General features: G+C 69.1%; 12 protein-coding genes. 5 read left to right on the plus strand and 7 right to left on the minus strand.

All coding sequences use genetic code 11. From position 1 onward, the window contains the following. Positions 1-56: 56 nt before the first annotated feature. The 5 genes from FFS20_RS02515 to FFS20_RS02535 form a co-directional block, all read right to left on the minus strand. Positions 57-779: a YceI family protein gene (locus FFS20_RS02515; protein ID WP_137824365.1), complete on the minus strand. Its 723-nt coding sequence runs from the start codon at positions 777-779 to the stop codon at positions 57-59. A gap of 79 nt (positions 780-858) precedes the next feature. Continuing rightward, positions 859-2496: a long-chain-fatty-acid--CoA ligase gene (locus FFS20_RS02520; protein WP_137824366.1), complete on the minus strand. Its 1638-nt coding sequence runs from the start codon at positions 2494-2496 to the stop codon at positions 859-861. 88 nt (positions 2497-2584) lie between these two features. Further along, complete coding sequence (locus tag FFS20_RS02525) at positions 2585-3343, minus strand: enoyl-CoA hydratase (RefSeq protein WP_137824367.1); 759 nt, start codon at positions 3341-3343, stop codon at positions 2585-2587. A gap of 118 nt (positions 3344-3461) precedes the next feature. Further along, positions 3462-4727, minus strand: a complete 1266-nt coding sequence (locus tag FFS20_RS02530) for a PLP-dependent aspartate aminotransferase family protein (protein ID WP_137824368.1) — start codon at positions 4725-4727, stop codon at positions 3462-3464. A 93-nt stretch (positions 4728-4820) separates the two neighbouring features. Further along, positions 4821-5735: a LysR family transcriptional regulator gene (locus tag FFS20_RS02535; protein WP_137824369.1), complete on the minus strand. Its 915-nt coding sequence runs from the start codon at positions 5733-5735 to the stop codon at positions 4821-4823. Positions 5736-5822: 87 nt separating this feature from the next. Between FFS20_RS02535 and FFS20_RS02540 the strand changes: the two genes are divergently transcribed. Both FFS20_RS02540 and FFS20_RS02545 read left to right on the plus strand, forming a co-directional pair. Next, positions 5823-6866, plus strand: coding sequence for a putative sulfate exporter family transporter (locus FFS20_RS02540; RefSeq protein WP_137824370.1), 1044 nt, complete (start codon positions 5823-5825; stop codon positions 6864-6866). Positions 6867-7050: 184 nt separating this feature from the next. Then, a complete protein-coding gene (locus tag FFS20_RS02545; RefSeq protein WP_137824371.1) occupies positions 7051-8463 on the plus strand; it encodes an SLC13 family permease in 1413 nt (470 codons plus the stop codon). A gap of 53 nt (positions 8464-8516) precedes the next feature. Here the strand turns inward: FFS20_RS02545 and FFS20_RS02550 are convergent, their stop codons facing one another. Next, a complete protein-coding gene (locus FFS20_RS02550; RefSeq protein ID WP_137824372.1) occupies positions 8517-9104 on the minus strand; it encodes a GNAT family N-acetyltransferase in 588 nt (195 codons plus the stop codon). Positions 9105-9253: 149 nt separating this feature from the next. Here FFS20_RS02550 and FFS20_RS02555 point away from each other — a divergent pair, with 149 nt between their 5' ends. Then, positions 9254-9574 carry a GNAT family N-acetyltransferase gene (locus FFS20_RS02555; protein WP_137824373.1) on the plus strand — a complete coding sequence of 107 codons (321 nt, stop codon included), beginning with the start codon at positions 9254-9256 and terminating at the stop codon, positions 9572-9574. A gap of 59 nt (positions 9575-9633) precedes the next feature. On the opposite strand, the gene FFS20_RS02560 is transcribed toward FFS20_RS02555, so the two are convergent. Then, entirely contained in the window at positions 9634-10170 is a 537-nt protein-coding gene (locus tag FFS20_RS02560) for a DUF2306 domain-containing protein (protein ID WP_137824374.1), read from the minus strand. 145 nt (positions 10171-10315) lie between these two features. Between FFS20_RS02560 and FFS20_RS02565 the strand changes: the two genes are divergently transcribed. Together FFS20_RS02565 and FFS20_RS02570 are read left to right on the plus strand one after the other, a co-directional pair. Further along, positions 10316-11023 (plus strand): MerR family transcriptional regulator, encoded by a 708-nt coding sequence (locus FFS20_RS02565; protein WP_137824375.1) that lies wholly within the window; start codon positions 10316-10318, stop codon positions 11021-11023. A gap of 117 nt (positions 11024-11140) precedes the next feature. Continuing rightward, a complete protein-coding gene (locus FFS20_RS02570; RefSeq protein WP_137824376.1) occupies positions 11141-12598 on the plus strand; it encodes an NAD-dependent succinate-semialdehyde dehydrogenase in 1458 nt (485 codons plus the stop codon). Positions 12599-12615: the final 17 nt, after the last annotated feature.

Below are 12615 nucleotides of genomic sequence, written 5' to 3' on the forward strand. Positions count from 1 at the left end.
CCGATCGGCACCGCACTCGCCCCCGATCGGCTGGGATCGGGGGCGGAATCCGGGCCTCAGCCCTGCGTGAGCGCGAGGGAGAATTCGACGACGCCGGCATCCTCGACGGAGACGAAGCCGAGGTTCGGCGGTTCCACGCCGTAGTCCTGCCAGGTCACGTCGATCGCACCGACGACGGAGAGGCCGGTGTCGGCGCGGGTCGCCGTGGTCTCAGCGGTGACCTCCTGGGTCTGTCCGTTGATCTCGAGCGTGCCGGGGATCTCCACCTCGGCGCTGCCGGAGTCGCTCAGTGCCGTGAGGTCGACGGGTCCGGCGGCGGTGAATGTCGCTTCCGGGTTCGCGTTCGTGTCGATGGCCTGCCCGGAGAAGTAGTCGTCGCGCCGGGAGCTGTCGGTCGTCACGGTCCGCAGGTCGACGCTCACCGTCCCGGCCGTGAGCTGACTGCCGTCGATCGTGATGTCGCCGGTGACGTCGGGGGTGCGGCCGACGACGGTGACGTCCTCCCCGTTGAGGACCTCGTCGACCCGGTATCCGGCCTCCGATCCCTCCCCGATCGTCCACTGTCCGTCGATGCTCCCTGCCGCACCGTCGGTGCTGCCGGAGCCTGAGGCGATGTCCTCGTTGGCGAACTCCGTGGGAGCCGCGGAGTTCTGTGATGAGGTGTAGAGCTTCGTGCCGACCAGCGCGCCTGCGACGAGCACAGCGATGGCGATGAGGGCGATGATCCACACGAGGGGACGGGAGTAGAAGGGCCGGCGAGCTGCAGTGGAGTTCGTCATAGTGTCACAGTACAAACTTCAACTACAGCTCAACCAGGCCCTTCACCTGGAGAGGGACTGCACAGTCCCTGGGAGCGGATCAGGCCCCGGCGTCCTCCCAGGTCTTGCGCAGGAGCTTCTTGTCGAGCTTGCCCACCGAGGTGCGCGGCAGTTCGTCGGTGACGATGATCTCGTCGGGCAGCTGCCACTTCGCGAACCGGTCGCCGAGGACCTCGACGATCTTCTCCCGGGTCACCTCGGCGCCGTCCTCGGCGACGACATAGGCGACGGGCCGCTCCTGCCACTTCTCGTCGGGGACGCCGATGACAGCGGCCTCCTTGACGCTCGTGCAGTCGAGGATCGCGTTCTCCATGTCGATCGAGGAGATCCACTCGCCGCCGGATTTGATGACGTCCTTGAGACGGTCGGTGAGCTTGAGGTAGCCGTTGGGGTAGATGACTCCGACGTCGCCCGAGCGCCACCAGCCGTCGAGGAAGCGCTCGGAGTTGTCCGGCAGCTGGAAGTAGGACTCGGTGATCCACGGACCGCGCATGAGGACCTCGCCCATCGACTTGCCGTCGCGGGGCAGCTCCTCACCGGTGGGGTCGACGACCTTGACCTCGACGCCGATGACGGGCAGGCCCTGGTAGCGCTTGAAGTCCCAGCGCTCCTCCTCGTCCATATCGAGTCCGGGTTTGATGTGCCAGTTCGTCGTCGCCAGCGGAGTCGTCTCCGTCGCCCCGTAGCCGTGGATGACATCGGCCCCGGTGATCTCCTTGAACCCGCGCATCATCGACAGCGGCGGCTCGGAAGAGCCGGAGACGAGGCGCACTCCGCTGAGATCCGGGGGCTGCGGCATGTCCTTCATCATCGCGAGCATCGGCGCGAAGATCGCCGGTGCGCCGTTGGCGAGCGTGACCTTCTCGGCGATGAACGCCTTCGCGATCGCCCCGAACTCCTCGGCGGCGAACTTGCCGGGCAGGACGAGCTTGGCCCCGGCGGCGACGGCGTTCTGCGGGAAGCCCCAGGACAGGACGTGGAACATCGGGGTGATCGGCATGATCGTGTCGTCGAACGAGGCGCCGAGCGCGGCGAGGCCGCCCATCGTGTGGAGGTAGATCGAGCGGTGCGAGTAGTAGACGCCCTTGGGCCTGCCCGTGGTGCCGGTCGTGTAGCCGGCGTAGGCGGCGGTCTTCTCATCGACGACGGGCCAATCGTAGGTGTCGGGCTTGTCCTTGATGAGGTCCTCGTAGAAGACGACGTTCTCCAGCGTCGTCTCGATCTCGGAGGCAGGCTTGTCGGTCATGACGACCCAGCCCTTGACGTCGAGCTTCGGCGCGAGCGCCTCGGCGACGGGCAGGAGGGATTCGTCGACGAAGATCCAGTCGGACTTCGAGTGGCTGACGACGTAGGCGAGGTCCTCGGGGGCGAGTCGGAGGTTGAGCTGGAGCATCGTGGCCGCGAGCCCGGGGACGGCGAAGTAGAGCTCGAAGTGGCGGCGGGAGTTCCAGTCGAGGACGCCGACCATCGAACCGGCACCGACGCCGAGTTCCGTGAGGCCGTGGGCGAGCTGCGCCATCCGCTTGAACTCGTCGGCGTAGTTCGACCGTCCCCACGATCCGTCCGAGTTGCGGTAGACGACTTCCTGTTCGCCGAAGACCGTGGCCGCGTGCCTGATCATCGACGTGGTGTTGAGCTGGTAGCTGTCGCCGAGGGTTGACGGGATGCCAGTGAGCATGAGACTCCTTTGTTCGTTCACTCGTGGTGGGGCGTGGGGTGCGGGTGCGCTCGCCGAGGCGGTGGGCGGGTGCCGCGGCGAGTCGGCGTCACCGGCCGACGAAGCGGGGGACGCGTTTCTCGATGAAGGCCGACACCCCCTCGGCGAAGTCGCGGGTGCCGCGCAGGTACGTCTGGTCGGCCGATTCCCGGCTGAAGGCGTCGTCGAGGGAGGTCAGGCTCGCTTCGTTGATCGCCGACTTCGAACGGGAGAAGGCCAGCGGGGCGCCCTGAGCCCAGGCGATGCCGAGGTCGCGGGCGCGGGTGAGCTGCTCTCCGGCGGGCACGACCTCGCTCGCCAGTCCCCAGCTCAGGGCCTCCGGTGCCCACACCTTCTCGGCCGTCAGCGCCATCTTCATCGCCCGGTGGCGACCCGCCGAGGCGGCGACGAGGGCGGTGGCTCCGCCGTCGGGCATGAGGCCGATCTTCGCGAAGGCGAGCATGAGGTAGGAGTTCTCGCTCATCACGACGTAGTCGCAGGCCAGCGCCAGGGAGCAGCCGATCCCGGCGGCCGGCCCGGACACCGCGGCGATGGTGGGGACGGGAACGTCGATGAGCGCGCGGATGATCGCGTTCGCCTCGTCGAGGTCGAGGGTGACGTCGTCGTTGCCGCTCTGGAGATCAGCGCCGGAGCTGAAGGATCGGTCGCTGCCGGTGAGGATGATGACGCGGGAGTCGGCTGCCGCCTCGGCGATGGCAGCCCCGAGGCTGCGGAACGCTTCGGCATCGAGCGCGTTGAGGGTGTCGGGGCGGTTGATCGCGATGGTCGCGACACCGTCACGGTGATCGACGAGGACACTTGAGCTCAAGACGGCTCCTTCGCTGACGGAGATGAGTTTCCCTGCGCCAAGCTTAACGCACGTTAAGTTGATCTGGGTCACACTGCCATCGGGCGAGGAGGAATTCTCAGGTCACGGGCGGGCCACCTCAGGCGAGGGTCGCTGCCGGCTCGCCGTCCCCGGTCTCCCCCGTGGCCGCGGTGATCGCGGCGTCGAGGTCGGCCCAGAGGTCGTCGACGTGTTCGATGCCGACGCTCAGCCGCAGCAGACCTTCGGGCACCGAGCTCGGCTCCGAGGCATGGCGACGCCGGCGTTCGATGAGGGACTCGACCCCGCCGAGCGAGGTCGCCGGCGTCCACAGCCGGACCGCCTCGGCGATCGCGGTGGCCTGCTCCGCCGTGTCGACGGTGAAGGCGACGATCGCCCCGAATCCTGCCATCTGCTTACTCGCCCGTGCGTGACCGGGGTCGGCGGGCAGTCCCGGGTAGCGGACCTCGACGACGCCGGCACGGTCGCTCAGGCGCTCGGCGAGGATCTGGGCATTGGCCTGCGCGCGCTCGAGCCGGACCGACAGCGTGCGCATCCCGCGCAGTGCCAGCCACACCTCGAAGGGCCCGGCGATCGCCCCGCGCATCGACCGCTCGGTCAGCAGCAGCTCCCGAAGTGTCGGGTCGTTGGTGATCACCGCGCCGAGGACGACGTCGGAGTGCCCGGCGAGGTACTTCGTCACCGAGTGGACGACGAGGTCCGCGCCGAGGTCGAGCGGCGTCTGGAGCAGGGGCGTGGCGAAGGTGTTGTCGACAGCGACGCGGACGCCGCGTGCGCGTGCGGCGGCGATGAGGGCGGGCATGTCGGCGACCTCGAGCATCGGGTTCGTCGGGGATTCGATCCACAGCATCGCCGAGGCGGCACCGGGGTCCTCAGTCACGTCACCGGAGCTGTCCCCGGCCGCGGCAGCGGCGTCGTCCGTGACAATGCCGTCGAGGGCGGCGATGACGGCGTCGGTGTCGGCGATGTCGACGCTGACGACGGAGAATCCGGCGCGCGCGGCGAGCTCCTGCGCCGATTGCAGCGATCCCTGGTAGGAGTGCGTGGGCATGACGAGGGTACCGCCGCGGGGCACGAGGGCGAGCACCGCGGCGATCGCGGCGAGCCCCGACCCGAAGACGAGGGCCGGCAGCGCCGCGTGTTCGAGTTCGCCGAGTGCGGCCTCGAACGGCGTCCAGGCCGGAGTCGCGAACCGACCGTAGGCGTAGCCGGAGTCATTCACCTCGGTGGTGCCGATGAACGTCGAGGACAGTTCGATCGGCGGATTGACCGAGGCGCCGTTCGCGCGCGGCGGTCGGGCCGCCTCGACGAGGACGGTTTCGGGCGCGAAGGTCGGGGTCGGGCGTGCGGGGTCACGAGTCGTCATGGCCTCAATATAGACAGAGCGGGGACGTCGCCGCTGTGACGTCTCGCCGGCGCGGCCGGCCGGGTCCGGGACGAGCCAGGCGTGTGCGGATGACTACTGTGCGGCGATCAGGTGCTCGAGGAGTGCCCGCGCCCCCTGCGACAGCCTGCGCTTCGGCGACCACAGCGCATGGAGGGCCCGATCGAGGTCGACGTCGTCGGCCACCGGCAGCGGAGCCAGCCGCATCGCCCGGAAGTCATCGCGCAGGGCGAGATCGGAGAGGACGACGGGTGCGACGCCCGTGGCCGCGGCGACCCGCAGCGCCGAATTCGACCGGTACTCCCCGGCGATCGTCGCCCCGCCGAACTCGGCGAGCGCGGTGTCGATGACCTCCCGCGTTCCCGACCCGACCTCACGGACAAGGAGCGGGATCCCGGCGAGCGCCTCGGCGGTGATCGGCTCCGCCCACGTCTGCCCATAGGACGGGGCGGCGGCGATCATCAGGCGGTCGTGGCCGATGACGGCGGCGGGGAACCCCGGCGGCAGGGACACGGACTCGACGAGACCGATGTCGCAGCGCTGCGCGCGGACCTCGGCGACGACAGCCGCGGAGTTCTCGACCCCGAGGCCGACGTCGATGCCCGGGTGCGCCGAGGTGAAGGTCGCAAGATAGCTCGGCAGGAGGTATTCGGCGACGGTGAGGGACGCGCAGACGCGCACGTTCCCCGCCCGCGCCTCCTGGATGGCGCGGGTGCCGGCGTTGAGCGCACTGTAGGCGTCGATGACCTGCGCGGCCCATTCGGCCACGGCCTGGCCTTCGGCGGTGAGCTCGGTGCCGCGCGGGGAGCGCGTGAGCAGGGGGACGCCGAGTTCGCGCTCGAGGCCGGTGAGGCTGCGGGAGGCGTTGGGCTGGGCGATGCCGACCGCCTCGGCGGCCTGACCGATCGACTGCGCGCCCCCGCTCAGGGCGACGAGCAGCCCGAGGGCCCGCAGCTCCGGCCACCGCTGCATGTCCGACACATCGCGCATACCGCCATCATGGCATATCAATTCGATATGGGTCGACGCGAAATCACCGTCTACCGGGCCTCCCGGCCGCGCGGAAGACTGGAGTCCATGAACACAGCCCGCCGACTCCTCCCCGGTCTCGGCCTCGCCGCGGCAGCCGCCGCGATCGCGTGGCCGATCTCGACCCTCGCCCCCGTCATCTCCCCGCTGCTCGTCGCGATCATCCTCGGTGTCATTCTCGGCAACGTCGCCCCGAATCTCCCCGACTCCCTCAAGCCGGGGCTCGACTTCGCCGCCAAGCCGCTGCTGCGCCTGGGCATCGTCGCCCTCGGCGCGCAGGTCGTCTTCGGCGACATCCTCGATCTCGGCTGGCCCGTCCTCGTCCTCGCCGCCGTCGTCGTCGCCGTCGGCATCGTCACGAGCGTCGCACTCGCCCGTCTCACCCGCGTCGACGGCGACCTCGCGCTCCTCATCGGCTGCGGCTTCGGCATCTGCGGGGCCGCGGCCGTCGCCGGCATCGAATCGACGATGAAGGCGAAGAAAGAGGACGTCGCCGCCGCGATCGGCCTCGTCGTCCTCTTCGGCACCGTGATGATCGCCGCGATCCCCCTGGCCAGCGGTGCCCTCGGCCTGCCTGCGGTGACCGCGGGGATGTGGGCGGGAGCCTCGACCCATGAGGTCGCCCAGGTCGTCGCGATCGGCGGGATCATCGGCCCGGCCGCCCTCGAGGTGGCCGTGCTCGTCAAGCTCGCCCGCGTCATCATGCTCGCCCCCACCGTGGCGGTCCTCGAGCTCGCGATGCGCCGGTCGGAGGCGAAGGTGCGGGCCACCACCGCCGAGGCGGTCGCCGGGGACGCGAAGGAGTCCGTCGTTCCCGCGCCGGCCGGCAAGCGCCCACCGATTGTTCCCCTCTTCGTCCTCGGATTCCTCGCGATGGCCGCACTGCGCACGTTCGGGCTCCTCCCCGAGGTCGCCGTCACCGGCCTGGGGTGGCTGCAGACGGTGTGCCTGTCGATGGCGATGTTCGCCCTCGGCCGCGGTGTGCAGTGGCGTGCGCTCAAGAGCCTCGGCGGCGGCCCGATCGCCCTGGCCACGATCACGACGGTCGTCGTCGCCCTCGTCGCCCTCGGCGGTGCGCTCCTGCTGACCTGAGGCCAGGCCGCCCCGGCGCCCGCAGCGCCGGGGCGGCCGCCTGACTTCCCGACCGGCTGTGCCGATAGTCGGGAAGTTCGCGCGTTGGGCCTCCGAACTCCCGCCCTGCGTCCGTACCGGCTGGTAGTCTCACAGCAGATCTCCCGATTGCCCACAGAGACTGCTCAGCTACCTCAAGGACGACATGCTTGCTCAGCTCATCGCATTAGGCATCTTCATCGCACTCTTCGCCGTCGGAGCGATCCGCGGCGTCCACATCGGCGTCCTCATGCTCGTCGGCGCCGCCGGCACCGGACTGCTGCTCACGGACATGACCGTCGAGGACATCATCGCCGAGTTCCCGCTCTCGATCATGATCCTCCTCGCCGGAGTCACCTACTTCTTCGCGATCGCCCAGGAGAACGGCACCGTCGACAAGATCATCGACTGGGCGCTGGAGAAGGTGGGGTCCTCGGCGGTGCTCCTGCCCGTCGTCTTCTTCGTCATCACCGCCGGCATCGCGTCGATGGGCGCGCCCCTGGCCGGACTCGTCATGATGCCGGTGGGCATGCAGGTGGCCCGCAAGTACCACGTCGACTACGCGCTCATGGGCCTGGCGATCTGCTTCGCGATCGGCGCCGGCGGATTCGCCCCGACGAGCCTCTACGGCATCGTCACCTACAGCACCGCCGAAGGCGCGGGCATCGGCCTCAACCCGTTCCTCCTCTTCCTCATCGCCGTCGTCGTCTATCTGCTCATGCTCACCGTCGCCTACGTGATGTTCGGCCGCTCCCTCTTCTCCCGGAAGTCCGCGGCCCCGGCTGCCGGAGCCGGCACGGCAGAGGCCGACTCGGGCACCGCCTCGGCACCGGCGACCGGCACTGCCGCGCGGATCTCCCGCGGTGGGGCCTCGGCGACGAAGGTCGCCTTCGGGGAGGACGACGAGGACGAAGCGCTCTTCGACTCCTCGTCCGCCTCGGCGGACTCCACGACCTCGGAACCGTTCACGGGCGTGCAGATCCTCACCGTCGTGCTCATGGTCGCCCTCATCGGCACCGTCGTCGTCCTCGCAGCCCTCGGTCAGGAGCCGGACATCGGGCTCCTGTGCTTCCTCTTCGGGGCGATCCTCGCGCTCGTCGATCCGGCCACCGGCAAGGCGGCGATCCCGAAGATCGACTGGTCGACGGTGCTCCTCGTCGGCGGCATCATCACCTTCGTCGGGGTGCTCCAGACGATGGGTGCCGTCGACCTCCTCGGTGAGGCCGCCGAGGCGATCGGCTCCCCGCTCATCGCCGCGTTCGTCCTCTGCGTCGTCGGCGGTCTCGTCTCCGCATTCGCGTCGACGACGGGCATCCTCGCCGCGCTCGTCCCCCTCGCCCTGCCGCTCATCGAGGCCGGCGGGGTGCCGGGCTGGGCGCTCATCGCCGCGCTCGGCATCTGCTCGGCCGTCGTCGACGTCTCACCGTTCTCGACCCTCGGTGCCACCGTCGTCGCGACGGCGCCGGGTGATCAGAAGCAGCGGCTGACGGCGATCCTCGTGAAGTTCGGCATGTCTATGGTCATCATCGGGCCCATCGTCCTCGTCGGCGGTCTCGTCGTGCCCGCGATGCTGTTCTGACTCGGCTGGCGATCAGCCGGGCCAGTGTGCCGCGGCAGTGAGGGGGTTAATGGTCAGCCCAGCTGTTTGACGAGGACGACGAATTCGAGATCGTCGACCTTGGGCACCCCGAAGCGCTCGTCGCCGTAGGGGAAGGGCTCGGTCTCACCGGTGCGGACGTAGCCGCGGCGCTCGTAGTAGGCGATGAGTTCGCAGCGCTTGTTGATGACGGACATCCGCAGCGCGGTCGCACCCCAGCGCTCGGCCACCCACGCCTCGGCGAGGTTGATGAGCGCGGATCCGACGCCCTGCCCCTGGCCGAGCGGGGAGACTGCGAGCACGCCGAGGTAGGCGACGCCGTCGACGGGCTCCCGCAGATAGACGCTGCCGACGGCCTGACCGTCGCGGGCGCGCACGAGGAGCATCGTCGAATCCGCCTCGGCGAGCATCTCCCTGGCCATCGCGGCGTCGAGGCGCTGTCCGCTGAGGAGATCGGCCTCGGTCGTCCACCCCTGCTTCGAGACCTCCCCGCGGTAGGCGGAGGCGACGAGCGCGACGTAGTCGTCGATGTCAGCCTCGCCGAGGAATCCGACGGTGAATCCCGCTTCGCTGAGGATGAACTCGTAGCCGTCGATGAGGGTGGCCGGGGTCTGCGAGGTCATGTGGGGACTGCTCCTTGCTGCGGCGGCGAGCGGGGAGCATCGCCGGGGGTGTCGACTGCGCTTCCCAGATTAGTCGGTAGGCTCGGGTTGAGGACACAGCGCCCTCCCCTCATCCGCCGAGGGTGCCACCGCAGAGAGCAGGAGCAGCCATGGACGTCGACATCGACGGCGAGACCTACACCATCGCCCACGACCCCGACCAGTCCCGGTTCACCGTCACCCATGACGGCACGGTCATCGGCACCGCAGACTACGTCGACACCGATGCCACCGAGGCGGGGGTGCCCACCGTGCGGACCTTCACCCACACGATCGTCGACCCCGCGTACGGCGGGCGGGGCATCGCCGCGAAGCTCGTCCGGTTCGCCCTCGAATCCACCACCGAGGCGGACCTGCGGTTCCGCACGACGTGCTCGTACGTCATGGGCTTCCTCGAGAAGAACCACGAGTTCGACGACTCGCTCGCGTGAGGACCCGCCCCGAGGCACCCTGACTCCGCGGCGTCCTGAGGCTCGCCACGCCGCGGATCTCAGCGCTCCGCACCTTCGGGAGCGCTCCCCCGCGCTCCCCTGTGCTCATCGGTCAGTCGCACGACCGCCTCGGCGGGGCGGCGCACCGGGACGAAGCGCAGCACATAGGCGACCCAGAGGGTGGCGGCGACGATGACGGCGATGAGGATCGTCCAGAAGACCAGGGGCTCGGCGACGACGAGCCGGGGGATCTCCCGGGTGGGGATGAGGACGGCGAACAGTCCTGCCGTCACCGCGCCCAGCCACGAGCCGATCATGTTGAAGGCGTGGGTGCGCACATGGCCGCGGCGGATCATGATGACCCCGAGGGTCGTGGTGAGGAACGTGAAGATCGCCAGAGCGTGGAAGAACGTGAACCCGCCGGTGATCGAGTAGATGAACATCCCGCTCACGCACACGAAGTACATGAGGACGACCCATGAGCGGCCGATGGCCTTGTGGCGCTGATCCTTCGGCCGCCGCAGCACCTGCACCGGTGCGAGCAGGACGACACCCGTGGCGGCAATGGCATGGATGGCGATGAGCAGCGTGTCCATGGACTTAAGATAGTGTCGCTATCCAAGTGCTGGCAACGTGGATAGTGCCGGGGTCCGCAGCTATCCGAGGGCCTCGGCTGTCCGGGCGCGAAGGCCCAGGCTTGACGGCCCGAGAAGTTCCAGCCGCGGATATCGAAGGAGCGCGATGAAGCTGAGCGAACTCGCCCGCCGCACCGAGGTGTCGCCGGCGAGCATCAAGTACTACCTCCGCCTCGGTGTGCTCACTCCCGGACAGAAGCGCAACGCGACGACGGCGGCCTACACCGAGGCCCACGTCCACCGGCTCGCCCTCATCACGTGGCTGCGACGCGAGCTCGATCTCCCGCTGGCCGCGATCGCCGAGCTGACCTCGGTGATCGACGATGAGACGGTGAGCAACCTCGAACTCATGGGCCTGTGCCAACGACTGGCCAGCCATCCCGGCGTCGCGGACACCGTCGGAACCGACGCCGCAGACCCGCCCGTCGCTGACACGCCCGTCACTGACACGCGCCTGCCCTCCGAGCAGCCGCCTCGGGGAGACGGTGACGACGGCGACGCCGCCGTCCGCAGCGCCCTCGCCGCACTCGAGTGGCCGGACGTCTCCCCCACCGCGCGCACCGCGGTCGCCGAGGCGCTGACCGACCTCGCCGCTGCCGGATACACCGTCGACGCCGACACCGTGCTCCTCCACGCGCGGGCGCTCGAGGAGATCGCCCGGACCAACACGCTGCCGATCAGCGATGACCTGACCCGCGATGAGATCGCTTTGGCGGTCATCCGCGGCATCACCCTTCACAATCGCCTGCTCGTCTCGATGAGCGGACTCGTCCATGCGGCGATGTCGGCACAGGTGCGAAGGCAGGGCGGGTGACGCTCTCACTCTGCGAAATCCGCATCGATTCCACGGTGGGCGACCCGTACACTGAACGAGGCATCGGGCGCTCCCGTGCCCGAAAGCTTCGAGACAACAACCAAGGGAGGATCAGTCGTGGACATCACGCCGATCATCGACAAGCTCAACACCGGACTGTTCATCAACGGACAGTGGCGTGATGCCGAGGACGGAAAGACCATCGACGTCATCAATCCCGCAACCGGTGACGTCATCACCACCGTGGCCGACGGGTCGGCCGCTGACGCCGAGGCGGCCATCAAGGCAGCCGGCGACGCCCAGGCCGATTGGGCGGCCACCGCTCCGCGCGAGCGCGCCGAGATCCTGCGCCGCGCCTTCGAACTCCTCATCGAGCGCTCCGACGACATCGCCGCCGTCATGACCGCTGAGATGGGCAAGCCGTTCGCCGAGTCGAAGGGCGAAGTCGCCTACGGCGCAGAGTTCTTCCGCTGGTTCTCCGAGGAGGCCGTGCGCATCTCGGGTGACTTCACCCTCTCGACCGACGGCAAGAACCGCCTGATGATCTCGCGTGAGCCGGTCGGACCGTGCGTGCTCATCACGCCGTGGAACTTCCCGCTGGCCATGGGCACGCGCAAGATCGGTCCGGCGATCGCCGCCGGCTGCACGATGGTCTTCAAGCCCGCGAAGCTCACCCCGCTGACCTCGCTCATGCTCGTCGACGTCCTCAAGGAGGCCGGCCTGCCCGACGGCGTCCTCAACGTCGTCACCTCGGAGTCGGCACGGCGCGTCGTCAGCCCGTGGATGGAGTCCGGCATCGCCCGCAAGGTCACCTTCACCGGGTCAACCGAGGTCGGCATCGGTCTGCTCAAGCAGGCCGCCGACAATGTCATGAAGTCCTCGATGGAGCTCGGCGGCAACGCCCCGTTCGTCGTCCTCGAGGACGCCGATCTCGACAAGGCCGTCGAAGGCGCGGTGCTCGCGAAGATGCGCAACGGCGGCGAGGCCTGCACGGCCGCCAACCGCCTCTTCGTCCACTCCTCGATCGCCGATGAGTTCTCGACGAAGCTCGCCGAGCGCATCGGGTCGATGAAGGTCGGCAACGGCCTCGAGGACGGCACCGAGGTGGGCCCGCTCGTCGATCAGGAGTCCCTGGACAAGGTCGCCGCCCTCGTCGACGATGCCGTGTCGAACGGTGCCACGGTCATCTCCGGCGGGGCGAAGATCGACGGCCCCGGCTTCTTCTTCGATCCCACGGTCATCACGAACGTCCCGGAGAACGCGGAGATCCGCACGACCGAGATCTTCGGCCCCGTCGCCCCGATCGTCACGTTCGACACCGACGAGCAGGCCGTCGCGCTGGCGAACGAGACCGAGTACGGTCTCGCCGGCTACCTGTTCAGCGAGAACATCAACCGTGCCCTGAGCATGGCCGAGAAGCTCGAGGTCGGCATGATCGGCCTCAACACCGGTCTCGTCTCGAACCCGGCCGCACCCTTCGGCGGCGTGAAGATGTCGGGTCTCGGCCGCGAGGGCGGCCGCGTCGGCATCGACGAGTACCTCGAGCTCAAGTACGTCGCCACTCCGCGTTCCTGAGCGCGTCGCGCCGTCAC

Origin of the sequence: Brevibacterium sp. 2SA (genome assembly GCF_005502845.1) — a bacterium.
Classification (GTDB): Bacteria; Actinomycetota; Actinomycetes; order Actinomycetales; family Brevibacteriaceae; genus Brevibacterium.